Raw genomic sequence first — 26,346 nt, 5'->3', positions numbered from 1 at the left:
GTTCTTGAGAAGGATGAATCAAAATGATTTGAAATGAATCAAAATAGTCTTTCTAGCTTTAAAACTCTCATTTTCATTTGTATAATAAAATAAAAGACCAAAAAGGAGAGTTAACTATGTTAGCAAAAGAACGTCAAATCTATATCTTATCTCGTTTGAAATCACAACCCATGATCAGTATCAGCGATCTATGTAAGGAAATGAATGTCTCCAAATCAACTGTTCAACGGGATCTAAAACTTTTAGAAGAGCAGGGGAAAGTCGATCGAGAACGCGGCGGAGTCGTTCAGATAGGATTGGAAGAAACCATCAGCGATCTGACAGAAGGACCTGTTTTGGAAAAAGTGAATATTCATCAAGAGGAAAAGAAGCAGATTGCTGAGATAGCTGCGAAGGAAATTAGAGACGGCGATTTGATCTTTTTAGATTCTGGAACGACACCGATGCAGATGATTCCATTCCTGCATAATAAGAAAATTAAAATCGTTACAAACAGCTATTTTGTTTTGAATCGTTTGAACCAGCTGGATGTGGAAGTTTACATGCTAGGTGGAAGGTATAGCAAAAAGCATGAGATATGCTATGGACCATCAACGATTGAACAGATGCAGGAGTTTCGTTTTGATAAATCATTTATTGGAGCAAACGGCGCCGATATAGATTTTGGCGAAGTATACACTAGCGAGCTGGAAATCGGCAGTATCAAAAAGGCGGTCATCAAACGCAGCAAGCATGCTTACCTGCTAGTTGATGATTCCAAGTTTAAATTAACGGCTTTAAGCACCTTTGGCAGTTTTGAGGATTTTGAAAAAGTCTTTACCAACAAAATACCTGAAGGTGGAAAAAAATATAAAAATATTATCTCGACAGAGTAAGGAGAATGTGAAATGAAAACAAATGATCCAAAAAAGCGTGAATTGCTTGAATCGTTAAAAAACGGTTTAATCGTTTCTTGTCAGACTCAAAAAGATGAACCGATTTACACGGATGACATGTCGATTAAAATGGCTGAATGTGCGAAATGGGGCGGGGCCGTGGCAATTCGCGCGAACATGCCTGAACAAATCAAAATGATTAAGGATAATGTCGATCTTCCGGTAATTGGTCTTTGGAAAATCTGGCATGAGGATACAGATGTTTTCATTACACCAACCTTAGATGCTTGTAAGGCAATTTGGGAAGCGGGGGCTGAGATCATTGCGCTAGACTGTACGACTCAAATCACCCATGAAGGCACAGTTGCAAGAGACTTACTGCCTATTCTAAAAAAGGAAATTCCGGAAGCAATCATTTTTGCGGATGTCTCAAACTATGAAGAAGCACGTTGGGCGGTTGACCATGGTGCGGATATCGTAGCCCCTACTTTATATGGCTACACCGAGGAAACAAAGCATATTGAAGGACCTGATTATCGTATGTTTGCTCAAATGTGCCGTGACTTTAAAGATGAAGCGTATGTCATGATGGAAGGGCATATTTATACGCCGGAAGATGCAATGAAAGTATTGTATTTGGGCGCTCATTCAGTAGTTGTTGGCAGTGCGATCACTAGACCTCACTATATTACCAAGCGCTTCACTGATCTGTTAAGCGGCTACCAAAATAATTGGCGCGAGGCTGAAAGGAGCAAACACTAACATGAAAAAGGCAAGTATTGCTGGGGTTCAAAATGTTGAAGTCAGTATCAAATTGCCAAGTGAAAAAACACCCAAAGAGCAGCTGGAAATCATGGAAGCTTATACTCAGGCTCACCAAGACTCTGAGGGGCTTTCCAAAGAAGCTAGAGAAATCAATTGCTTGAAGGTGATTTATCCGACGCTTTTTCGCAGCATCGAACCAACAGATTTGGTAGCTGGACGTCTTGATTTTCTGCCAATTGGATTTGGTTGTGTGACTTCTCTAGGTGGTGTCGGTCATTATTGTGTTTTTGACAAATTGGCAAAATTCAAAAATGAACTTGATTCTGAAGAAGATAAAGCCAGAGTTGATGCCATGTATGAATACTGGGAAGACCATGATGTTAAGGCGTTATATTGCGGAGATGTTTTGCAGGAAAATATCATCAACCGATTTATCGATGGAACAGCACCGCTAATGGCAACGGCACGCTTGAGTGGAATGATGCTCGATTATCCGAAGCTTTTAGATAATGGGATCGAGGGTTTGAAAGAACTCGTTTTAGAAAAACAAAAAGAGCTCGGTCCCAATGAGTTTCTGCAATCATCGATTGATGCGTTAAACATTTATCAGGCTGTTTGTGATCGTTTAAGAGAATTGGTCAATCAGGCTAAGAGTGGTGCAACTACTGAAAAACGGCTGCAGCAGCTTGGAATGATGGAAAATGACTTAAAGGTGATTACTTATCAAAAACCGCAGACCTTCCATCAAGCGCTTCAAATGGTTTGGGTCTATGCGTTATTAGCCGGTTGTATCAACTATGGACGATTAGATGATTACTTAGGTCCATACTTAAAACGTGATTTAGACAATGGGCTGATCACGGAAGAGGATGCCTATGATTATCTGAAATCCTTGTGGACACTGATTGAAAATCGTCGAACGACCGTCAATGGTCGGATCATTGTTGGCGGGTACGGGCGTAAGAACCCAGAAGCCGCGGACATTTTTGCCAAAATCGCTATGAGAGTCACGAAGGATTGCAAGTACGTCGAACCGCAATTTACACTGCGGTTTAACAAAGATACCCCAGAAGAAATTATGGATCTGGCCTATGACTGTATCGGGGCTGGTGCGACCTACCCGACGTTATACAACGATGAAGTCAATGTACCAGCGGTGATGCATGGTATGCGAGTCGATCGAAAGACCGCTGAGCAGTATGTTCCCTTCGGTTGTGGAGAATTTGTTATTCAAGGTCAGAGCGTCGGCACACCAAATACGCTGTTAAATCTTTTGATGCTATTGAATATGACCCTGAATGAAGGGGTTGATCCAATGGATGGCATCAAAAAATCAGGACCCGTACCGATTAAAAAGATTGAAAATTTCGAATATTTCGACGATTTGTATGCGAATTATAAAGAATTGTTGGATTACTATTTCGATCTCTCTGTTGACGCGCAATATTATAGCTATGAATTGATGAATCGAGAAGTTTCCTTCATGTTTGCGAGTATCCTGATGGATGACTGTATCTCAAGGGGCAAGGCGATCTTAGATGGCGGAATCCGTTATTTGGGCGGCACGAATGAAACTTACGGAAATATCAATAGCAGTGATGCTTTATATGCAATTAAGAAACTCGTCTTCGATGAAAAGAAATACACACTTAAAGAGCTGAACGAAGCAGCGAAGCATAATTTTGCAGGCTACGAAGCGATTCGTGAAGAGCTTTGGGCTCAAGGAAAATATGGCAATGATCTAGCAGAAGTTGATGAACTGGCAAATGACTTGTATGAATTTGTCGCAAACGGAATTCGCGATCGAGGGATTGAAAAGGGTATGCAATATTACCTGATCGTAATTTCTAATAATCAAACGAATACAGAATGGGGACGAGCAACCTCCGCCTCTTTAGATGGCAGGTATGCCGGACAGTTTATGAACCCGGCAAATAACCCACAAGGCGGCGCGGCGCAAAGCGGTCCGACAGCAGTCTTGAATTCGCTGGCAACCTTTGACGCGAAATATCATGGCGGCGCGGTTCAAAACATCAAGTTTACACCCAATATGTTCAACAAGAATAGAACGAAAATCAAGTATTTGTTCAATACCTATTTCAAAAAAGGTGGCTGTCATTTAATGGTAACCATCGTGGATCACGGGATTCTAGAAGATGCGCAAAAGCATCCTGAAAAATACCCCAATCTGATTGTTCGCGTCAGCGGGTTCAGTGCGATCTTTGTCAATTTAGATAAGGATGTACAAGATGAGCTGTTGAGCCGAACACTTTATGATGAATAACCTAATAAGAGATAGCAAACGCTATCTCTTATTTAAAAAAGGATCATGTGAATGAATCCCCAAGCTAAATAATTGACAAAAAACGCCTTTGGCGAAAAAAGGAGAATGACTATGTTTTTTAGAATTGATGACAGATTAGTACATGGACAAGTAGTGACGGCGTGGATCAAACAATTAGGAGCCAAGAAAATCGTGGTAATCGATGATCTTGCAGCTAGTAATCCAATTATTTCGAAAGCGCTAACAATGGCAACGCCCAAGCATGTAGAACTGGTTATAAAAAAATTGGATGAAGCCACACAATGTGTCAATGAGTATCCTGAAAATGAAACGCTATTTATCGCTAAGGCACCGGTTAGTGCCAAACAAGTCATTGAAGCAAACGATCAGTATGATTGGAAATTAAATGTTGGAAATGTCGGGATGGCACCAGGGCGAAAAAAATATGCACAAACCGTTCATTTAGACGACGAAAATTATCAAGCGATCGATGCATTGAACTGCAAAGATTGTGTAGAAGTATTTATGCAAACAGTGCCAGGGCAGCCTGTTTCAACATTTTAAATTAAACTGGGAGGAGCAAACAAATGAACTTATTGCAAGCAGTATTAATTTCACTTTTCACTTATTTAGCTTGGATCGCGACACCTTGGCTTGGCGGGCAGGGGATTGCCTATCATGTTTTTGGCAAACCTTTAGTTGCGGGATTAATCGTTGGGATTATCATGGGAGATGTACAAAATGGCGTAATCATCGGGGCAACGATCAATGCGTTATACATTGGTGCAGTGACTCCAGGCGGGGCTATGGCGTCAGATATAGGAATTGCAGGCTACGTTGGGACTGCCTTGGCGCTTTCAACAGGGGTATCGGCTGAAATGGCTGTCTCCATTGCTGTTCCGTTAGGGTTAATCGGGACTTTTGTTTGGCAATTATTCGCGACGATCAACTCGTTCTTGGTTCACAAAACAGATGAATATGCTGCTGAGGGCAATGTAAGAATGCTGACCTTTATGACACTCGGCCTGCCACAGATAATCGCCTTTGTTTTTCGTTTTGTACCAGCATTTTTAGTTCTTTATTTTGGTGCTTCGGCTGCACAGGACATCGTAAAAGTCATTCCTGAATGGTTAACAGCAATTATTACAGTTATTGGCGGCATGTTGCCAGCGTTGGGGATGGCCGTATTGTTAAAGATGCTGCTCACAAAACCAAGTTTGATGGGATATTTCATCGTCGGTTTTATCGCTGTTACAGCCTTAGAACTACCAATTTTCACTGTAGCGCTCGTTGGAATTGCGTTAGCGATGATTAGTTTCTTAAATCAAGAAAATGCGGGAGGACATGAACATGCCTAGTACAGCTCAAGAGGTGACAAAAAAAGATATTTATAAGGTTGGTTTTCGTTGGATCATGTCCAATACTTCGGCTTGGAACTGGGAACGAATGCAGAATGTGGCGTTTGCCTGGAGTCTCGTTCCGGTTTTGAAAAAAGTTACGAATGGTGATAAAGGTGAGATGGGGCATGCGTTAACAAGGCATATGGCCTTTTTCAATACTGAACCAACGATTGGTTTGCCGTTGATCGGAGCCGTTTGTGCGATGGAAGTTTCAAAAGCACAGGGTGAAGATATTCCTGATGATGTTTTTAATGCGATCAAATCGGGGCTGATGGGTCCTATGGCCGCGTTGGGAGATTCTTTATTCGCAAGTACAGGAAATGCGCTGCTGCTAAGCTTTGGTATGGGATTGGCTCTTGAGGGAAATATTTTAGGTCCGATCATCTTTCTTGTGGGCTGGACTGCCATCACATTAGGCTTTGGTCTTTGGGGCGTTCAGTTTGGCTTTAGAGAAGGCATGAAGATTATGGATTCTGAGATATTCTCTCCTGCGATGATTGAAAAAGTCACTGGGTTTTTATCCATTCTCGGATTAACCGTTGTCGGTGGCTTATCCGCTCAATTTGTTTCATTAAGCACACCAATCAAATGGGGCAGCGGTGGCGCTGTTACTAAATTGCAGGATATTGTCGATGGTCTAATGCCAGGCTTGCTGCCATTCATTTTAGTGATGGTTGTATGGTATTTGCACGATAAAAAGAATGTTTCGGTCATCAAGCTGTTGTTAATTTTAATTGTCTTAGGGGCAGCAGGTTCGTTACTGCATGTATTTTAGACTATAAATGAGGAGAATCAGATGGAAACCAATATGAGTAATGTTCTAGTTATGACCCACGGTGAATTCGCGACAGGAATAAAGAAGTCGGCCGAAATGATCATCGGTAAGCAAGACAATTTTGAGACCTTAGTTTTTACCCCTGAGATGTCGCTGGATACTTTAGTCAGCGCATTAAAAGAGACACTGAGAAAATTCGATAACGATTATCCAACACTTGTCTTTGTTGACCTGTTCGGTGGTTCGCCTTCAAACGCAGTGGCGCTGTTACTTGCTGAAGGATATGATGTTCAAGCAATTTCGGGAGTAAACCTGCCGATGCTTTTAGAAGTACTAGGCGGAAGAACCATTTTTCCACTGGAAAACCTCGTTTCGCAAGGAATCACTGCTGGAAGCGAAGGTGTGATCAATATTGTAAAGAAATTTACGGAAGAATAAAGTAAGGCTGTCTATTGTTTGCAATAGGCAGCTTTTTGCGATTTTCAATTGATTATTTCTTTGTACTCTAGTCTCAACAAATGACAATATTTCCAAATGTTTAACTTTAAGTCACAACATGGTATGATAATGATGGGAGTTTGGAATTGAGGTGAAACATATGAAGAGACTAGTGGAACGATCTGAATATTTAAATTTTTTGAAAAGACATCAGGACAAGCCATTAATCAAGGTTGTTTCAGGGGTGAGACGTGCGGGGAAATCCACGTTGTTTCAGCTTTTTCGAGATTATTTGACAGAAACAGGTGTGTCTGATGAGGCGATCATCAGTATTAATTTTGAGGATATGGCGTATGATTCTCTGAGAGGTGTGCGTTCTTTATACGATTATTTAATAAAGAAAATAGCAGACAAGAAAAAGGTCTATATATTTTTAGATGAGATCCAGCATGTTGAGAATTTTGAACGTGTTGTTGACTCCCTGTTCATTAAAGAAAATGTTGATTTGTATATTACGGGCTCCAATGCTTATTTTTTAAGCGGGGAAATCGCAACATTGCTGTCTGGCAGATATGTTGAGTTGAAAATGCTGCCGCTATCCTTTTCAGAATTTGTGGAATGGAAAAAGCAAAATGAAGACGATCAGCCCAATGCCCAGTATTTTAATGAGTATCTAAAAAGTTCGATGCCCTACACGCTGTTTACGGAAACGGATCAAGAAGCTTTAGAATATCTGCAGGGATTGTATTCTACGGTCGTTTTGAATGATATTGTTGCAAGGTTGAATGTTTCTGACGTTAGAGTGTTGGAGCGTTTGATCGAGACACTTTTCAGCAGTGTCGGGAGTCTGGTTACAGTGAATAAAATCAAAAATACGTTGGTTTCTAAAGGAACGTCAATTTCCAATAAAACGGTAGAGAAATATCTGCAGGGGATTTTGGATAGTTTAATTCTCTATGAGGCTAAGCGTTATGATGTACATGGGCGTGAACTGCTGGATACACAATCGAAGTATTATGTTGTAGACAGTGGGTTGAGGAGATTGATCTTGCGGGATCATCATCAGGATTTTGGTCATGTCTTGGAAAACATCGTGTATCTAGAATTGCGACGCCGTGGGAATAAAGTCTATGTTGGTAAGGTTGATCGGTATGAAGTTGATTTTGTAGCCATCAATGAAAAACAAGAGGTGTCCTATTATCAAGTAGCTCTGACCACTTTAGATGAAGCTGTCCTAAAAAGAGAATTGCGATCACTTCAAGCAATCAAGGATTCCTATCCTAAATACCTGCTGACCCTAGATGAGTATAATAAAGAAGCGAACTTTAATGGAATCAAGAAAATGAATGTGTTGGATTGGCTGCTGAGTGTGGATTCCTAGCCTTGCGCGAATTTTTTATCTGTCAATTGACCTTTTTGAGATCAAAAAAATCTCGAAAAGGTTTTTTGTGTTTAGAAAAGTACAATCAAGAGCAGCCTTTTCCCATTCAAACCCCCTTCAGATAACTGGTTATCAAACAAAAAATCAGTCGCAAAAAAGATCGTTTTTTTTTGCGACTGATTAAACTAATCAGAAAATGAAAATGGGGTGTTTTGAAACAGCATCCAGTGGATACCGAAGCGGGCGCTGTCTTCAAAATCCTCAACAAACTGCAAATTTAATTTATTTTTTTGCTGAGGGAAGATCGCATCTGCTGCGACTCTTTCCAGTATTGTGCTTTGATCGAGACCATCAACGTAAAGGACAAAGTTTTTAGGCGCGAAGGCAGCATTGTAAAATCCGAGGATATCAATCAAGCATTCCAGCATTTCTTGTTGATTTTGCGGGGCGCCGTTACGGATCAAAAAGGGCAGGTATTTAGCCTCGCCGGCAAGGGCATTGTTTCCCTCGATCAAATCGTTGTTGGCAATCAAAGTGATGCCGGGCATACTGTTTTTCGGCAAAAAAATGCCGACGATTGCTTGGTTCAAACTAATTCTATTTTGGATACAGTGTCCGATTGTAAGCAGGTGGGCATCATTTTGGATCGCCACCGGCACGGAAGTAAGCTCAGAAAAAATCTTTGCGAAATTCCATTGATTAAAAACATCGTGCAAGCTGGATACTGCGATGCCATTTGAAATTTTGCCGGGAAACAGGATTCCTATTTTATAGATGTCTTCATGAGAAGCGATCTGTTCCTTCATGATTGCCTGAAAGCCTGACTCTGTCACGTCTGAAAAAAAGATTTTCTTTGTCTCTAGGACGCGGCCTCTCACGTCGACATAATAGGAGTAGACATAAAGCTGCGCATCAATAGCACGGATCGAAACAAAGAGCGAGTTGAGTATCTGCGTATTTAATGAGTACTCGACAGCAGGTCGGCCAATTTCCTTTTGGATCAGCTTGCCTTCTAATACCTTGTTTTCTTTGACTAAATCCTTCAGCAGCGAATTAATGGTGACCATGCTTATTCCTGTCAGTTTGACCAGATCAGCGGCTAAGAGCCGCTCGTTTTTAAAAAATTGCCGCATGACAAGTGCTAGATTTCGCTCTCTGATAATGTTTCGATTTTTCGCCATGGTATACACCCCAATTTAATGAACTTATTTAATTAAGTATAGTATGCGAATTTTTGAAAGTAAACAGAAAAGAGTGAAGACTCGCGGAATGTGATCAAAGAGAAAATCATGAAAATGGGTGACGGCTTAAACGATATTGAGCGGATCTAGTCTGGAAAAAGCGTTTAATTTAAAAAATTTTTTTATAGAATATAGTGACTACAGCAGTCTTTTAAAAACACTTGAGGAGAGTTTATCGCTCCATTGATTCGTCTATTTAAGCCATGGGAAAAGGGCAGCCTGTAAATGTAGTTGTCCATTTAAAAACACTTAGTAAAGAAACTTAATTAAAGGTATTAAAAAATGCCGTATAGATGTGGTAAAATCCTGTATTTGGATTGTAACCGTTCTCTTGTACGATAGCAGTAACAAATGGAAGGAGCGAAATTTTGTAGGGAGTTTGGGGAATAATAGAACGCGTCAAACAGAAGGTGACTTCGAACAGGAAAAGGACAACACGGCATCTTCGCAGGTTCAAAAAAAATAAGGGGGGCAACATATTATGAAAAAGGCACTGATTATCTGTGCTGCAGGGATGTCTTCTTCAGTCATCGCCAGAAAGACAACCGCACATTTAAAAGAGCGAGGCAACGATATTGAAGTAAACGCCACTTCGCAAAGTCAAGGCGCGACGGCCATCGCCAAAGATGAGTACGATCTCTATCTGGTTAGTCCGCAAACAAAAATGTATTTTAATACTTTAGAAACCGCCGCAAAAAAGCAAAATAAGCCAATCGTGAACATTCCGCCACAAGCATATGTACCAATTCCGATGGGGATCGAGAAGTTGTCAAAAGTAATCACTGACCATATTTAGTTTAATCAAAGGGCTGAGGAAAATGTTGAGTAAAAAGGAAACATTGATTTTAAAACTTTTATATGAGAATAAGCATCGGTACTTAACGAGTCAAGAAGTTGCCAGCGGGATCAGTATGTCTAACCGGACAGCGCGAAAATACCTGCATTCACTTAATGAACAGCTTGAACAAATTCGGATGGGGAATATCAACGCGAAGCCTGGACACGGGTATCAGCTGAAGCTTTATGACGGTGAAGTCTTTGAAAGCTTTTATTTATCAGAGCTGAAAAATAAAAAAATTACGCAGGATAGCTGCATCGTTCAGGAATCAAAGGACCGGCAGTATACGATTTTGAAGCATCTATTTTTTGACCAAGGTCCCGTGTATGTCGATCATATAGCAGAAGAACTATTTGTTTCCCGCTCAACGGTTTCTAACGAACTGGTAGAGATAAAAAAGCAGCTCAAGCCCTACAATATCGTCCTTAAGCACAAAAGCAATAAAGGAATATACTTAGTCGGCAAAGAACAGAGTATTCGTCATTTCATTATGAACTACTTTTTTGTGAGTCGGCTGCACGATAATTTGTATACCTTTTCAATCTATGGACACCTGTTGGAAGGCATCAATATCGAGGAGATCGTTATTATCGTGTTGGATGAATGTCGCGAAAATAAACTGCGGCTGTCAGATTTTATCATTTACAACTTGGTGCTGCACATTGGCTTAGCGGTCAAACGAATCAAGTCAGGCTTCAAAATGGACAGCTCCGTGATAGTGGATATTACGCCAGATTTACCGGAATATCAGACCGCTCGAGCGATCATTCAGCGGATCGAAGCGAGCCAAGGCATCGTCGTTCCGACAGAAGAGGCACATTTTATTGCGCTGCACCTGTTAAGTAAGACTAGTTCGGCCAATGTTTTTAAAAAGACCGAATACAAGGAAAGCGAGATTCGGCAGCAGCTTTTAGCGGTGCTGAGCGAGATCGATCAGTCGACAGGATACAAGCTGCATAAGGATTCGATCCTGATCGAAGGTCTCATGCTGCATTTCATCCCTTTATTTCGCCGCTTACAGGAAAAGCGAACCAACGAAAATCCTTTGATGGCTGACATAAAGCAGCAGTATCAAGACATTTATGAAATGACCGTCAGCCATTTGAACCAAATGGCGATTTTCCAAACGTATCCAATGAACGAGAATGAGTGGGCGTATATCGCGATCCATTTCATTGCCGCAGTCGAACGGTTTTGCAACGAGCAAAAAGCGCATGTTTTAGTCATTTGCGCCACCGGCTTAGGCAGCTCTCAAATGCTGAAAAATCGTTTGGAAAGAGAGCTCGGTTCAAAGATCTATATTGAGAAGGTCATCAGCTGCTATGAGATCGTTGATCAAGATTTGAGTGAGATCGATCTGATCATCTCTTCGATCAATGTCTCAACGATCCTTCTAGGTGTACCGATCGTTACCGTCAGTGTCTTGTTGGATGAACAGGATATCGAAAGCATCAATCAAGCCATTGCCGCGGACAAAATCACTAAAAAAATCGACAATCTGCAATTTCGCTGCAATCAAATAACCATCAACGATCGTTTTTCAGCCTTTGAACAATGCGTGTCAGAGGAGCTGTTCTTTGTAGCCAACGAGTACGCGGATAAAACGACGATCTTAACAGAAATGCTCCGGCGGATCGAGCAAAAGGAGGAAAGAACGCTAAAAGAAACCTTTATGAAACAGATCAAATTAAGAGAATCCTATAGCAGTGTCGCTTTTTCCAACTACTTGGCAGTGCCTCATCCGATCGAACCGCTGACAAATGCGGCACATGTCGCAATCGCGATCCAGCCAGAAGGCTTCTATTGGGATCAAGCACACCCAAATATTCAATTAGTAGTGCTGTTGTCACCAGATAAATTCGGCCATTTAAACATGGATGTCATCAGTCAGGCGCTTGAACCCATCTTGGATAATAGAGAGTTCCAGCAAGCAATACTGAAATGCACAAGTTGTCAGTCTTTTATGGAGATATTAAAAAATGAAACGCTCAATGAACGAGTCGTATTGGAGGGATAAAGAATATGAATTCAGAAAAACTACAACAAATTGCTTTCGAACTTATTTTAAGCAGCGGAGATGCCCGGACACTAGTGCACGAAGCTTTTAAAAAGATGCGGGAAGATCAATTTAACGAAGCAGACGAAAAAATCAATGCAGCCAATGATTCTATTGTACAAGCTCATAAGGCGCAAACAGGTTTATTACAAAGCTACGCTAACGGTGACAAGATCGAAATGGAGATCCTCATGGTTCATGCGCAGGATCACCTGATGACTACGATAACTCTGAAAGAAGTCGCCGCCGAACTGCTGTTGATGTATCAAAAAAACTTTGAGCTCGTAAAATAGGGGATCGACTAGATGGAAAAAACGGCCTTTATGAAACAAAAACAGAAAGTCAGTAAAATTAATTTCTATTTCGGCCGATTTCTATTACTGAGATACTTATTAGCGGCGTTTTTCTTCAGTAATATTTACTGGATGCTCATGCTCGTAATGGCCAAAAGCTTCTATTGTATAGTGCCGATCGGTTTGCTTGCGCTGAGTCTTTTCGGTATAGCAGAACATCTAAAGCTTTATGGCGATACTTCAAACACGAAGGACCAAGCATTAAAATATTCTCTTTTGTATCAGAAATGCCAGCTTTTTCTGAACGCAGGACTGATTCTGGCAACGGCATTTGATTCAAGCTATAAGAGTCTATTTCCATTTCTATTGGCTAATTCTTTGGCAAAAGGTATTTTAGTGCTCGTTCTTCTTACAGGAATCGTCTTATCATGGGTGGTCATCAGCCGAATTAATCGTATCCGCAAAAATCAGGACAAGTATTACGGCTATCTTCAGGAGTTTAATAAACTATCAGAAAATGAAAGTGAGTGAGGAAGAAACATGGATGGATCAAACAACAAACTATTTAACTTTTTAGAAAAACGCTTGATGGGACCAATGGGAAAATTGGCGACCTTCAAAATCGTTCGAGCGATTATGGGCGCTGGGATGGGGGCGATCCCCTTTACGATCGTCGGCTCGATGTTCTTGGTGTTCAATATTCTTCCCATGACATTTCCCTTTTTAGAAGGCATTTTTAATTCAACTTTTTTTAAATTCAGTGAACTCTATATGTTGGCAAACAGCACAACCATGGGGATATTGGCCTTATATTTCTGTGTTGGACTAGGATATGAATATACGAAGATCATCGCAGAAGAAGAGGAGTTGAATATGGCGCCGATCACAGGTGCGTTATTATCGATGTTTGCTTTCTTCCTGTCGATTCCGCAATTAGTGATGGATGGCGGGAAAGTGATCCGAGTGACGAATTTAGACGATAGCATCATCAACGGCTGGGCGATCGGCGGCGATGGTGTCGCACGTCTAGGGACGGTCGGAATCTTTACTGGCATCATCATGGCGGCGCTCGCAGTACAGCTTTATCGATTATGTGTCGCTAGAAACTGGGTCATCAAAATGCCGGAGGAAGTTCCGGAAGGTGTATCGAGAGCGTTTACTGCCTTAGTTCCGGCGTTTGTCGTCGCTTTTGTGATTTTGATCATCACAGGGCTTCTCGTCTTGTTGAACACGGACATTTTCCAATTGATCGCTGTACCGTTCGGCTTTGTAACCCAGTTAACCAGCAGCTGGCTAGGTGTTATGGTGATTTATTTCTTGGTCCATGCACTATGGCTAGTAGGTATCCACGGGGCGAATATCATTTTCTCTTTGATCACACCGATCACTTTAGGAAACTTAGCCTTGAATGCTGAAGGCGCACACATTCCCTTAGCCGGAGAATTCAATAATGCCTTTGTCACGATCGGCGGCTCGGGTGCCACCTTGGGGTTATGTTTCTTCCTTGTATACATGGCGAAATCCGAGCAGTTGAAGGTATTGGGGAAAGCCGCTTTGGTCCCATGTATTTTTAACATCAATGAACCGATGATCTTTGGTATTCCATTGATCTATAATCCATACTTAGCCATTCCATTTTTCTTGGCACCAATGGCTTCAGCGAGTATCGGTTATTTTGCGATCCGGCTTGAGTTGATTCGTCCGGTCATCGCCAATATGCCTTGGCCTTCACCAGTCGGACTCGGAGCTTTCATCAGTACCGGAGGAGATTGGAAGGCAGCGGTCGTTGCGATCCTCTGTGCAGGAGTATCGTTCCTGATTTATCTGCCATTTGCCCGATCTTACGACCAACGCTTGGTCAAACAAGAGCATGAGCAAGAACAAGGCCAAGAAGCCAAAATAGCTTAAGCAGCGTGCTGAACACGGCTGTTCTTAATTATCAGAGTTTTGACAAATAAGCGGAAATTTTTAGTTTGAGAGATACAACAATCGTTCCTCGAAGCTGTGCATGAGTTTAAAAGTTGGGCGACTACGCAAGCTTGGTATATGTGATTTACAAAATCTCTGACTGTTTGGTCCGTTCGTATAAATCACATTTTAAGATGAAGCAAAGCTCTATTTCATCAGTGTGCTGAATGATAAGATGAATCTTAATTTGAAAGTGTTCAGCTTGTTTTTATACGAAGGAGGTAAATCCATGATTGGCAGTATCGCAGGAATCTTGACTACATTTGCGTTTGTTCCGCAGGTCATAAAAATAGTAAAAACCAAAAATACCGAAGCCATTTCCTTACAAACCTGTCTGTTACAGGTGATCGGGGTCTTCCTATGGACGATCCATGGAATCATTCAGTCTGACATGGCGATCTTAGGTGCTAATGCGGTCACACTCTGTCTAACAACAACGATCTTAGTCTGTAAAATAGGGTCGAGAAAACGTGAAGACGCAGAGCAGGAAGCATCTAAATAGAAAGAGAGTCCTTCATCGTTTAATGGGGAGGATAAAAACGCGTTAACCAGAGTCAACGGGTCAGAAATGAAAGTAACAAAAGCTGAAGAAAAGAATTGCTCAGTATATGGAACATATACGCAAATCCAATCTGTTTCAGTTATTGGCGATGGATATGTTTATGGAAAAATGGACAGAAAGTTTTGGAATTTTTTCAATAGAATAAAAAGTTACGACTGTTTATTGCTTTGCGATAGACAGTCGTTTTTTGTGGTTTTTCAGTTCGTTCCTAAAGGCTTATTAACAAAATATTTGTCAATTGTGCTATCAAAAACTCTGATTATCTATTTTAAAATATTAGAGAAAAATTATAGTAAAAAAATTTCTTTAAAAAAACAATATCTAGCATAATTTTCTTGTTGAAAAATGGAAATGGAACCCCTTGTATATTCGCTTTTTTGCCATATATTCGTTTTATCAAAATTATCATATATTAACTATTATAGTGATTTTTAAAAGTTTTTAACTTCATAAATAACCCGTTGCGCTCTGTAAATTATACATATATAATCATAATGGATTAAAAACAACCGAAATATAGAAAGGAATTATAAAATGAAAAGAAGATTATCTATCTATTTGAGTCTGCTTGTCATACTAGCATCGCTTCTGACGGCATCGTTAGTTGCTGTAGCAAAAACAACAGATTCAACTGAGAATACACAACAAACTATAGAGAATAGCATTAAACCAGAACCAATAAAAAGTGCGGAGGATGTTTCATTAAGCTCTTCCCAAGTAGAAACAGAGGGGAGTTCCTCTACATCTCAAGGACCAACCGCTTCAAATAGCACAGAAGTTGATCAAAAGCAGCAATCAACTTCAACTGCTAACCAGCCACGCGGACCCTCGACTCGTAAGGCGATTGCTGATATTGTTGATCACATATCATTAACAGACTCAGAGGGAAATTCATTGACCGAGGTCACTCAATATACGGATATTAGAGTCGCTATTGAATTTACATTACCGGATAATGAAGTCAGAAGCGGAGACACTAGTACCATCACACTTCCAGCTGAGCTAATGTTGGAAAGCAGTATTACTTTCAATGTAACTAACGCCGATAGAGAGATAATAGCTGTAGCAAAAGCTGACCCTATCAGTAATACAGTTACATTAACGTATACGGATTTTGTCGAAACGCATTCAAATGTTTCGGGAAAATTATATTTTAGCAGTAAAATTGACACCTCTACAGTGCAAAATAAAACCGATGTACCTATTTATATTGATGTAGAGGGAGAAAAGATATTTGCCGGGGACATTCATTTTGAGAATCAAGGGGATGACGAGAATGAAAAATTTTCGAAGTATTCTTGGTTTACAAATGATGAAGGAACCGAAATATATAATGAATTGCGAGTAAATCCATCTGGGAATACCTACACGGATGTCACCATAGAAGACATTTTAAAAACGGATGGGTTGTCTTATATGAAAGATACCTTTTCCATCAAAGTAGGAAATTGGGAATTAAATAGCAATCATATTTGGATATTTGAAGAAGAAGCCGATGTGACGAACCAATATAATATTGAGTTTAGTGAGAACGGCTTTTCGATCCATTTAGGAAATATAGGAAACAAAGAGTATAAAATATCTTATAAAACACAGTCCGATCATGAGCCGGTGGATGGTGAGACATTTACGAATTATGCTCGTATGACCGATAATCAAATGATCATAAAAGAAGTAGAGACAACTCGAAAATATCAATCTGGTGGCGGAGAAGCTGATGGGTATAACTACACAATTAAGATTCATAAGGAAAATGAAGCGAATGAAAGCCTAGCCGGTGCGGTATTCGAAATTATCCGCGACAGAACCGGATCAGTGGTAGGAACTATTGAGACAGACGCGAATGGTCTTGGCTTCGTTAATAATTTATTGAAGGATAATTACACCCTGAAAGAAACCAAAGCTCCGGATGGGTATATTTTATCAAATGAGGAAATCAAAATTTCTCCCGATGATTTTGGAAGTGATCAATCAGTTCTAAAAACAGTTCTAAATAAGAAAGACGAGCCTACATTAGAAATATCTGGTACAAAGAAATGGGAAGACAACGATAATCAAGCAGGGAAACGGCCAGAGAAAATTACAGTAAATCTATTAGCAGACGGTCAGCAGGTTGCTTCTAAACAAGTGAGTCAAAGTGAAAATTGGACTTATACTTTTTCAGATCTTCCAAAATTTAATAATGGAAAAGAGATTGTCTATACGGTAACAGAAAACATTGTTCCACATTACAATACTGAAATCAAGGGATTTGATATCACCAATACCTATTCACCGGAGTCAACGATTGTTAAGGGAACTAAGACTTGGGAAGACAACGATAATCAAGCAGGGAAACGACCAGAGAAAATTACAGTAAATCTTTTAGCAGATGGTCAACAGGTTGCTTCAAAGGAAGTAAGTGAAGTTGATGACTGGCGTTATGAGTTCAAAGATTTACCCAAGTTCAAGAAGGACCGGGAGATTGTCTACACGGTGACAGAAAACAGTGTCGCAAACTACACGACTAAAATTGAAGATTTCAATATCACGAATACGTACCAACCTGGAAAAATCAGTGGAACGGTTACGAAACAGTGGCAGGATAATGACAATCAAGCCCAGCTTCGTCCAGATAGCATCAAAATTCAGCTGTATGCAAATGGACAAACGCAAGGCGATCCGGTGGAATTGACTGAAAAGAATAAGTGGACATTTACTTGGGAAACGCTCGATTTGAATGATAAAGCTGGAAAATCTATTCAATATACTATCAAAGAAGTGGCTATTCCAGCTGGCTACACCTCATCGGTTACTGGAGAAAATAGTGGAAACCTGTTGATTACCAATACGTATACACAAAAAGCGATAAATAAATCAGAAAAAACAGACCACCCAGCAAATTCGATAACTAGTAAGTGGCTGCCGAAAACAGGTGAAGAAAAAACTATTTGGCTGACCATCATAGGTGCACTGTTAATTTGTGGGACAGCTGGATATCTTTATTTAAGAAAAAAAGTCAGACAGCCTTAAAAAATGAACGACGCTAACATCATGTTTTATTTATAAACGACGAAAAGATCATCTGATTTTCTAAATGGAAAATTAGGATGATCTTTTTGTATTTTAGTGCTATTAGGATCGATTTCTTTCTAAATATAGGCAATTTGCGTCACCTTGAATTTGAAAACTTGCGCAGGTACTTTATGATAAACTGAAAGTGTAGCGATTACATAAGGTTCGTCTAAGGTGAGGATAGATACTAGTCAATTGTATTTGAACTTGAGTATTTTGGATTTATCGCTATTGGGGGGAGGGGGATAGTTATGTACAGAAAAGACAGAGTATACAACTTCTTAGAACGATGCGTTAGCCATATTGGATATGCCGATATAAAAAATGGATTTAACGGAATTGGAACGACTGAAATATCTGAAGCAATCAATATTGACCGTACGAATTGTAGTAAAGAATTGAACAAGCTAGTTAACGAAGGGAAGGTCTTAAAGATTGAAGGCAGACCTGTTAAATTTTTTCCTACTAAAAAGGTTAACGAACTTTTTAATTTGGAGGTAACAGAAACAAGTATAAAAAAACTTAGCGACTTCTGTAGCGCGGAAAACTCGATCAACGCTTTTGATAAGGTGATCGGCAATCAAGGCAGTTTAAAAATGGCAATCGAAAAAGCTTGTGCGGCTATGATTTATCCGCCTCATGGATTAAATACTATCTTATCAGGTGAAACTGGAACTGGAAAAACAATGTTTGCAGAGATTATGTACAAGTTTGCAAAGTCGCATGGAATATTAAGTAAAGATGCTCCTTTTATTATATTCAACTGTTCTGAATACTCGGATAATCCGCAATTATTACTCTCTACGCTTTTTGGGTTTAAAAAAGGCTCATTTACAGGGGCAGAGAATGATCAGGAAGGTTTAGTTAGTAAAGCGAATAACGGAATCCTTTTCCTAGATGAAATCCATCGTCTGTCTTCTGAAGGTCAAGAGATGCTTTTTCATTTGATTGATACGGGAAATTATCGAAAATTAGGCGATAACGATAGCTACAATTCTTCCAAGGTATTAATCATAGGAGCTACGACAGAACCGCTCGAATCTGTATTATTATCAACTTTTCTCCGTCGGATACCGATGGTGATTGATCTGCCTAATATTAGTGATAGAGGAATGGATGAGAGACTAGAGCTGATCAGCATCTTTTTCAACTTGGAGTTTGATAAAATCCAAAAACCAATAACGATAAAAAAAAGCGTCTTAAAATCATTACTTGGCTACCAATGCGTGGGGAATGTTGGTCAATTGAAGGCAGATATCAATTTGATATGTGCTCGAAGCTATTTAGATTCCATCTCGAATCACGAGGAAAGGATCCAAGTAACTAAAAAGGTTCTTCCTAGTTATATATTGGAAGGCATATTGAATGCAGATAAGAACAGAGAGATTGATTTTTTATTAGATAAGTTAAAGGGAGATTTAGTGATCGATGGCACATCCATGCCAAAAACCTTAATAAATAGTCAAATGTGGTACAAGCGACTCGATAAGAACGCAAGCCTAAGTACAATAAAAAAAGAATTGGAACAAAGTATATTAGAAGAATATCCATCCTCTCCGTATAATCGAATGGAGCACGAAAATATTTTCAAGGTCATCGAACCAAGCATCTATTATGAGGTTGATATTATTCTAAAAATTGCGGAAAGGAAGCTGCAGAAGAATTTTTCAAAGCGAACCTACATTGCCTTTGCGATGCATATCAATTCGTTGATCAATCAGCCAGTGGTACATTCGGGCATTGATATTAATATTGAAGAGCTGAAGGCTAAATATTCGCAGGAATTGGAAGTCGCGCGTTTAGTGAAAAAACATCTCGAATTTGAGCTTGGTATCGAGTTCTCACCTGAGGAAGAGTATCTTTTCGCGTTGTTTCTGTCAATGGATGAACACAATAGCGAGGCAAATGAAAGTAAGCGAGTAGGTCTGTTACTAATGGCACATGGAAACGGTGTCGCTAAAAATATCGCAAAGGTTGCGAATTCTCTGCTCGATACAGACCATACACATGCTTTGGATATGCAGCTGGAAAAACGTGTCGATGAGTTTTATTTAGAATTTGAAGACACTGCAAATGAAGTGAATGAAGGAAACGGAATTCTGATTATGACAGACATGGGGTCATTGAATTCTTTCGGCGAATTATATACGGAAAAAACTGGAGTGCCAACGAAAACGATTAATTTCTTGTCGACGCCCTTTGTATTAGAAGCTTTAAGAAAGACACTAATATCAGATTACAAATTGGATGAAATCTATACAGAAGTGAAAGAGATCATGCATGCCTACGTTGAAGGAAATGTAAAAAAGAGCAAAATAAAAAAAGAGCCAAGAGAAGTAATTATAACCACTTGTTTGACAGGACAGGGAGCGGCGATTACGCTAGCTAATTTCTTAAGAAATTCAATCTCTTTGATTTCAAAATATAATATCGAACTATTCCCGACAAACAGCAGCGATTATCGAATAGAGGACTTCAAAAATAAAAGGATTATAGCGGTAGTTGGGATTAGTGACTTGAATATAGCTCAAGTTCCTTTTATTCCATCAGAAAAAATTCTTTTGGATAATGGTTTATCCCAGTTAAATGAAATCATCGAAAACTATTATTCTGATTCCAATGGACAGCAATCTTTTGAAATGACGAATGAAAATGGCCTAAGAATTATTCTGGAAGAAACACTGACATTTTTAAATCCGCAGAAAACAATTACTACTCTTGTTCATTCCTTTGATGGCATGAAAAAGGATTTATTGATGGGAGAAAATTCAGAGAGATATCTTATTATGTTTGTCATGCATGGTGCTAGTATGATTGAACGAGTCATACGAAATGAATGTATCGACTATCCAGACATAGAGTCTCTTATACGAGCTAAGTCGGATACTTATGCTATTTTGAAGAAAGGAATGGAAGAAATTGAGAGTACGTTTATGCTGAAAGTCCCAGATGTTGAAATCGGCTATTTAATGGATCTTTTTGACACGGAATGACACACAAGCTAAGTTCTTAATAATATTTTAACACGGTCTTTTACGTGGCAGAGTCAAATGCTGACTTTGCCACGTTTTTTTGACTTGATAAACTGGCACAGAATTTGCTCTATAAAAAGTACAAAGACAACTTTTAGGAAGATGGTAACGAGAGCATTGATCGGATTGTTGCAATTGAGAAAATGAATACGGAAGGAAATGAGGATAATGGGAAAAATAAAATTGATTCGAGCAGATTTTAGATTGATTCATGGACAGGTCATCACAAAATGGTTAAAAGAATCAGGCGCAAAAAAGATAGTCATTATCAATAATGAGTTGGCGAAAGACAGTTTTTTAGGAAATATCTATGTAATGGCAGCACCGCCGGGAATCAAGGTTGAGATTAAAACAATTGAGGATGCTGTAAAACAATGGGAAGAGGACGCGTTTGGTCAGGAGGAATTATTGATTCTATTTAAGGCAGTTAAGGATATTTATCAAGCGCAATTATTAGGATTTCCGATTGAGGAGCTGCAGATTGGCGGATTGGGCGGCGGACCTGGGAGAGTAAATGTATTAAATCAAATTTCACTCGATAAAGAAGATGCAGAATTATTAAGGGAAATACAAACAAAAGGGACTCATGTATACTTACATGTTTTACCAACGGAGCCTAAGGTTGAACTAGATGCTGCACTAAACAAGATGAAGTAAGAAAGGGGTAGGATGAAAAATGACTTCAAATTTCGGGATGGCATTAACAGCAGGACTACTATATTTTATGGGACACTGCAAAATCGGCTATTGGTTTTATGATGTTTTTGGACAGCCATTATTTATCGGGATGATTTTTGGGTTGGTCGCAGGGGATTTAAAAACCGGATTACTGTTGGGCGGAACGATCCAGCTCGTTTATTTAGGAATGATCATGCCTGGAGGAAACATTCCATCTGATCCTGCTTTAGCTTCGGTGATCGCCATTCCAATTGCACTGAACACGGGATTGACGGCGGAGCAGGCAGTAGTTTTAGCGGTACCTTTTGGTGTACTTGGCGTATTTATTGACCAAATTAGACGAACAATGAACGCTATGTTTATTCATAGAGCGGATAAATTAGCAGAAAGTGGAAATGGTAGTGGGATTTTTCGAGAAGGTGTTATTTTTCCGATTATCCAAGGGTTTGTTCTCAGATTTCCAATTGTCTTTCTCGTGACATTGTTTGGTTCAGATGTTGTAAACACGGTGATGGATTTTTTACCGGAATGGATCATGCATGGTTTAGAAGTAGCAGGAGGACTATTGCCGGCACTTGGTTTTGCAATTGTTGTTTATACGATCGGTAAAAGATCAATATTGCCTTATTTCATCATTGGCTATTTTTCGGTCGTTTATTTAGAACTAAATACCATGGCAGCCGCTGTATTTGGCTTATGTATCGCAATACTAGTCGTTAGCTCAAGAAAAGTTGAAAGTGAGGGTGCCTAATATGGATAACAACATCGTAGAAAACGAGAAGAAAAAGACGCTTTCCAAAAAATCCTTGAAAAAAACTTATTTCTGGTGGGTTTTTACTACGGAACTGAGCAACTCCTATGAACGCTTACAGGCATTGTCCTTTTGTGTTAGCCTATTGCCGTCCTTAAAAGAGCTTTATGGAGGAGAGACAGAAGAATACAAAGCTGCACTTAGACGTCATCTGCAATTTTTTAATTCAGAAGGAACCTTTGGGGGACTCATTTTAGGAGTTATTTGTTCTTTAGAAGAGGAGCGAGCTGGCGGAGCTGAACTCCCCGACGAAATGTTTTCAGGTTTGAAAACAGGATTAATGGGACCTATGGCAGGGATTGGCGATACGATCATTTGGGGAACTTTGCGACCAATCATCTTTTCGATCGCAGTGACTCTGGCTCAATCGGGCAATATTTTAGGCGGACTTTTTCCATTCCTATTTTCATTTATCAGTTTGGCTCTTGGTTATAATCTTTTCAAATTCGGTTACAAGGTCGGCAGAGAGTCTATTCAGTCTCTACTAAGCTCAGGAATGATAAATAAGGTAATCACCGGATCAAGTATTCTTGGGTTGATTATGATGGGCGCTTTGTCAGCAAGCTACGTCAAGCTTTCCATACCGATCAAGATTAAGCTGAGTAATGCAAATCCAATTGTTATTCAAGAATTATTAGACCAGATTCTTCCAGGAATGCTGCCGCTATTGGTAATTGCTGGAATATATCTATATTTCAGCAAGAAAGGTCAAAGCTATAATTTGGTAATTGGAGTGATCATTGCAGTGTCACTATTAGGCTCATTAATTGGTTTATTTTAAAAGAGAGTCGTTCGTTTGCATGAACCATTGGATTGGAGGAGAACATGGAAAAACATATTCTTGTTTTAACACATGGGGATTTTGGGGAAAGTCTGCTGAGATCAGCCCAAATGATTATTGGCGAGGTGGAAGAGGTGACCTCAGTTTCACTGTCGCAAGATGACTCTGTGGAGACTTTCTATGAAAAGATAGAAAATGAAATTGCTGGAATCTCGAAAGACATTGTTTGTCTAGTGGATATGTTTGGCGGAAGCCCATGCAATACCGCATTGAGACTTTCTCAAAACAGATCGATCAAGATCATCTGCGGGCTTAACTTGCCTATGTTTATTGAGTTGTATAACCAGCTATCCTTGGGTGAGGAAGTTGATAATGAATCACTAATTAAAACAGCGAGAGAAAATATTTTTGATGTTACTAAAAAGGTCTTCCAATAATCAAAAAATCAATGAAATTTTACTGATGAGAGGAGCTTGATAAATGAATAACCCAATTATAGAAACAGCAAAGGGAAAGGTAAAAGGAATAAATGTAAATGGTGTAAACAAGTTTTTAGGAATTCCTTTTGCTAAGCCCCCCATTGGGGAACGGAGGTTTCTTCCACCTATTGAAAATGATCCTTGGGAAGAAGTGTTGGACGCGGGGGCTTTTAAAGCCAGCCCGATGCAGCTGCCTGGAAGTTCTGAAGGGGCGATGTATCCTCCTGAAAAAAGAACACCTCCAAGCGAGGATTGCTTATATTTGAATGTTTATGCTCCGGACAACTCTGCCGGAAAAAGCCTGCCGGTGATGGTCTGGTTGTATGGCGGACATTATATGAATGGCTCTTCGACTTCAGAAGGGTGTGAAGGAAGTAATTTTGCAAAGAATCAAAATGTAATTGTTGTGACCTTTAATTATCGAGTCGGAATCTTTGGTTTTATGGCTCATCCAAAACTAAAAGAACAATCAAAAAATTATACGAATGCTGGACTTGAGGACATGCTGGCAACACTGAAATGGATTCGAACAAATATTGAAAATTTTGGCGGAAATCCGAAAAATATAACTCTGTTTGGTGTATCCGCGGGTTCTTCTGCAATAAATGTTTTATTGACATGCCCGGAGGCAAAAGGACTTTTTCATGCAGCAATAACTCAAAGCGGTTCACCGTTTAATCATGACGAGTGGGATATTGATGAAGAGCAGGAACAAAATCGGTGTAAAAGCTACCTAGAAAAAATCGGAGTGGGTGAGGACGAGCTATTCAGTGTGCCTGCAGAGACATTTCTAAGCAAACCTGAGGAATATGAGGCATCAGAATTTTGCCCTTATGTCGATGGTCGATTAGTCCCAGCCCGCTTAGAAGAATCCTTTTTAGCTGGGAAAATCCATGATATTCCGATCATCCTAGGCTGCACTGCGGATGAAGCTTTCATACTCTTAGGAGAGCGGGAGAAAGTCACCAAAGCTCGGTTTGAAAAAACAGTAGAGACAAAATATCCAGATCATAAGGAATTCATTTACAAAAAGTATGGTGCTTATTTAGAGTACTCGCCTGCTTATGCTCTAGGTCGTTTTAGGTCGGATAATACAATTGCTAATATGAGATATTTTGCATCGTGCTTAGTCGAGCATCGGTCAGCTCCAACCTACTTCTACATTTTTCAAAAAGTCACTCCAGGAAAAGAGCCTTATTATTATGGTGCCTATCATGCTAGCGAAAATGCGTATCATTTTCAAAATTTGACAAGCGAATTTATCAATTATGGAGAAAGTGATGTATTAGTTAGTAATTCTATAGCAAACTATTGGGCTAATTTTGCTGCTCAGCATGATCCAAATAGCGATAATTTACCTGTATGGAAAGAATTTGCGCCAGGGACAAACCAAATGATGTATATTGACGATCCATGTGACTGTGTCCCTTTAAAAACAAAAGCACTTACTGAAGACTTGCAAAAAATACTCGAAGAAAGAACGGAAAAAAGCATTCAAAAGAGGAGGCGTAAAAGTTAATAGACTATTACTGTTGAAAAAATAGAAAAAGCAGATCATCTTATGTTGGATTTTTGCATGAGACGATCTGCTTTTTTGTATAAATAAAGGGATGAAACAAGCATAAAAACGTATAGCAACGACAAATCCGTTTAAGATTAGCAGTTACTTTTACGGGTTTATATCCCACTTTTATTAATTTAAAAGCTTATTAGAATAATATTTCAGAGATAGCGACTGACCATAATTAATTACTTTGTTGAGTGAATCGCATCTTGTATTTTCTCCAGACTAGGAATAGACAGGGTGTCGTCAGAAGTCATGACTAAAGTAAATAAAAGATCCATAATCAGCATTTGTGCCAGTCTTCTTGTATATATCCCCATGTTTTTATATTTCAGCTCCTCAGTAGTAGCGATAAGTGTGTAGTCGGCGACTTTAACTAAAGAGGTATTATTGAAACTAGTTATCACGATAATAGGCACATTGTTTTTATTCAAAATATTCGCAATTCTGAGAATATCAGAATTTTCTCCGCTGTGGGATACGATGATTGCACAACTTTCCTTCGTAAGCTTTCCGGCTTTAAGTAATTGCATATGATAATCCAAGTTGAATTCAACCTCTAAAGGAGAGCGCAAAAATTTGTGGAATCCATCCAAAGCTACTGGCGCGGATCCGCCGAGCCCAAAGAAAACCACTTTTTTTGAATTTATTAAGACATTAACTACTTGTTGCAATTGCTCATAATCAATCAGGCTAGCAGTAGTAGATAAAGACTGAGTAGAAACCTCTAAAACTTTTTCAACGATAGCTTGAATACTATCTTCTTCATATATTCCTTCAAAAATTTTTTTCTTCGAACTATTGGATAAAAGAACAGTCAACTCTTTAAAACCGGACAAACCAATCTTCTTTGAAAAAAGAAAAACAGTTGATTCGGCGACGCCACAAATTTCAGAAATCTCAGAAATTGTTTTGTTTTTAGCCTCTTCTGGACTTTTCAATAAGTAATCAGCGATGCGCTTTTCCTTTTTTGTCATTGTTGGATAGTTTGTTTGAATAACGCTTTCTAAGTACACCATATTTCTCCTCCTGATTTAAAATCGAAAAAATTCGATTAATCTTATTTGCTTT

24 protein-coding genes are annotated in these 26,346 nt (G+C 39.5%); 22 read left to right on the top strand and 2 right to left on the bottom strand.

Translation table 11 applies throughout. From position 1 onward, the window contains the following. Positions 1-116: 116 nt before the first annotated feature. The 8 genes from FFR60_RS18445 to FFR60_RS18410 all read left to right on the top strand — a co-directional run bounded on the left by FFR60_RS18445 (position 117) and on the right by FFR60_RS18410 (position 7,918). Entirely contained in the window at positions 117-875 is a 759-nt protein-coding gene (locus FFR60_RS18445; protein ID WP_137665278.1) for a DeoR/GlpR family DNA-binding transcription regulator, read from the top strand. A gap of 12 nt (positions 876-887) precedes the next feature. Further along, a complete protein-coding gene (locus FFR60_RS18440) occupies positions 888-1,637 on the top strand; it encodes an N-acetylmannosamine-6-phosphate 2-epimerase (protein ID WP_137665277.1) in 750 nt (249 codons plus the stop codon). Position 1,638: 1 nt separating this feature from the next. Then, entirely contained in the window at positions 1,639-3,924 is a 2,286-nt protein-coding gene (locus FFR60_RS18435) for a pyruvate formate lyase family protein (protein ID WP_137665276.1), read from the top strand. A 111-nt stretch (positions 3,925-4,035) separates the two neighbouring features. After that, positions 4,036-4,488, top strand: coding sequence for a PTS sugar transporter subunit IIB (locus tag FFR60_RS18430; protein WP_137665275.1), 453 nt, complete (start codon positions 4,036-4,038; stop codon positions 4,486-4,488). 23 nt (positions 4,489-4,511) lie between these two features. After that, positions 4,512-5,282, top strand: a complete 771-nt coding sequence (locus FFR60_RS18425; protein WP_137665274.1) for a PTS mannose/fructose/sorbose/N-acetylgalactosamine transporter subunit IIC — start codon at positions 4,512-4,514, stop codon at positions 5,280-5,282. Further along, positions 5,275-6,099 (top strand): PTS system mannose/fructose/sorbose family transporter subunit IID, encoded by an 825-nt coding sequence (locus FFR60_RS18420; RefSeq protein ID WP_206919390.1) that lies wholly within the window; start codon positions 5,275-5,277, stop codon positions 6,097-6,099. The genes FFR60_RS18425 and FFR60_RS18420 overlap by 8 nt, the downstream gene beginning before the upstream one ends. A 21-nt stretch (positions 6,100-6,120) precedes the next feature. Beyond that, entirely contained in the window at positions 6,121-6,537 is a 417-nt protein-coding gene (locus FFR60_RS18415; RefSeq protein WP_137665272.1) for a PTS sugar transporter subunit IIA, read from the top strand. Between the two features lie 160 nt (positions 6,538-6,697). Beyond that, positions 6,698-7,918 carry an ATP-binding protein gene (locus tag FFR60_RS18410; RefSeq protein WP_137665271.1) on the top strand — a complete coding sequence of 407 codons (1,221 nt, stop codon included), beginning with the start codon at positions 6,698-6,700 and terminating at the stop codon, positions 7,916-7,918. A gap of 185 nt (positions 7,919-8,103) precedes the next feature. On the opposite strand, the gene FFR60_RS18405 is transcribed toward FFR60_RS18410, so the two are convergent. Then, on the bottom strand, positions 8,104-9,099 hold the full coding sequence (locus FFR60_RS18405; RefSeq protein ID WP_137665270.1) for an ROK family protein: 996 nt from the start codon (positions 9,097-9,099) through the stop codon (positions 8,104-8,106). A gap of 541 nt (positions 9,100-9,640) precedes the next feature. On the opposite strand from FFR60_RS18405, the gene FFR60_RS18400 reads away from it, so the two are divergent. From FFR60_RS18400 to FFR60_RS18335, 14 genes are all read left to right on the top strand, one after another. After that, positions 9,641-9,955: a PTS cellobiose transporter subunit IIB gene (locus FFR60_RS18400; protein WP_137665269.1), complete on the top strand. Its 315-nt coding sequence runs from the start codon at positions 9,641-9,643 to the stop codon at positions 9,953-9,955. A 22-nt stretch (positions 9,956-9,977) separates the two neighbouring features. Beyond that, positions 9,978-12,014: a BglG family transcription antiterminator gene (locus FFR60_RS18395; protein WP_137665268.1), complete on the top strand. Its 2,037-nt coding sequence runs from the start codon at positions 9,978-9,980 to the stop codon at positions 12,012-12,014. A gap of 5 nt (positions 12,015-12,019) precedes the next feature. Next, positions 12,020-12,346, top strand: a complete 327-nt coding sequence (locus FFR60_RS18390; protein ID WP_088935709.1) for a PTS cellobiose transporter subunit IIA — start codon at positions 12,020-12,022, stop codon at positions 12,344-12,346. Positions 12,347-12,358: 12 nt separating this feature from the next. Further along, entirely contained in the window at positions 12,359-12,877 is a 519-nt protein-coding gene (locus tag FFR60_RS18385) for a hypothetical protein (RefSeq protein ID WP_137665267.1), read from the top strand. A gap of 9 nt (positions 12,878-12,886) precedes the next feature. Beyond that, positions 12,887-14,254: a PTS cellobiose transporter subunit IIC gene (gene celB / locus FFR60_RS18380; protein ID WP_088935711.1), complete on the top strand. Its 1,368-nt coding sequence runs from the start codon at positions 12,887-12,889 to the stop codon at positions 14,252-14,254. A gap of 289 nt (positions 14,255-14,543) precedes the next feature. Beyond that, positions 14,544-14,816, top strand: a complete 273-nt coding sequence (locus FFR60_RS18375) for a SemiSWEET family sugar transporter (protein ID WP_137665266.1) — start codon at positions 14,544-14,546, stop codon at positions 14,814-14,816. 66 nt (positions 14,817-14,882) lie between these two features. After that, on the top strand, positions 14,883-15,206 hold the full coding sequence (locus FFR60_RS18370; RefSeq protein ID WP_137665265.1) for a hypothetical protein: 324 nt from the start codon (positions 14,883-14,885) through the stop codon (positions 15,204-15,206). 204 nt (positions 15,207-15,410) lie between these two features. Further along, positions 15,411-17,888, top strand: coding sequence for a Cna B-type domain-containing protein (locus FFR60_RS18365; RefSeq protein WP_137665264.1), 2,478 nt, complete (start codon positions 15,411-15,413; stop codon positions 17,886-17,888). Positions 17,889-18,181: 293 nt separating this feature from the next. Next, positions 18,182-20,923 carry a sigma-54-dependent transcriptional regulator gene (locus FFR60_RS18360; RefSeq protein ID WP_137665263.1) on the top strand — a complete coding sequence of 914 codons (2,742 nt, stop codon included), beginning with the start codon at positions 18,182-18,184 and terminating at the stop codon, positions 20,921-20,923. Between the two features lie 207 nt (positions 20,924-21,130). Next, a complete protein-coding gene (locus tag FFR60_RS18355) occupies positions 21,131-21,619 on the top strand; it encodes a PTS sugar transporter subunit IIB (RefSeq protein WP_137665262.1) in 489 nt (162 codons plus the stop codon). 19 nt (positions 21,620-21,638) lie between these two features. Further along, entirely contained in the window at positions 21,639-22,391 is a 753-nt protein-coding gene (locus FFR60_RS18350; RefSeq protein WP_088935714.1) for a PTS mannose/fructose/sorbose/N-acetylgalactosamine transporter subunit IIC, read from the top strand. A gap of 1 nt (position 22,392) precedes the next feature. Next, on the top strand, positions 22,393-23,232 hold the full coding sequence (locus tag FFR60_RS18345) for a PTS system mannose/fructose/sorbose family transporter subunit IID (RefSeq protein WP_137665261.1): 840 nt from the start codon (positions 22,393-22,395) through the stop codon (positions 23,230-23,232). Between the two features lie 44 nt (positions 23,233-23,276). Continuing rightward, positions 23,277-23,669: a PTS sugar transporter subunit IIA gene (locus FFR60_RS18340; protein WP_137665260.1), complete on the top strand. Its 393-nt coding sequence runs from the start codon at positions 23,277-23,279 to the stop codon at positions 23,667-23,669. A 43-nt stretch (positions 23,670-23,712) separates the two neighbouring features. After that, positions 23,713-25,230, top strand: a complete 1,518-nt coding sequence (locus FFR60_RS18335; RefSeq protein WP_137665259.1) for a carboxylesterase/lipase family protein — start codon at positions 23,713-23,715, stop codon at positions 25,228-25,230. A gap of 230 nt (positions 25,231-25,460) precedes the next feature. Here FFR60_RS18335 and FFR60_RS18330 read toward each other — a convergent pair whose 3' ends face one another. After that, a complete protein-coding gene (locus FFR60_RS18330; RefSeq protein ID WP_137665258.1) occupies positions 25,461-26,294 on the bottom strand; it encodes a MurR/RpiR family transcriptional regulator in 834 nt (277 codons plus the stop codon). Between the last annotated feature and the right edge of the window lie 52 nt (positions 26,295-26,346).

The organism is Enterococcus hulanensis, from assembly GCF_005405485.1.
GTDB classification, from domain to species: Bacteria; Bacillota; Bacilli; order Lactobacillales; family Enterococcaceae; genus Enterococcus_A; species Enterococcus_A hulanensis.
Note: the sequence above shows the minus strand (reverse complement) of the source record. Positions and strands in the feature narration are given on the sequence as shown.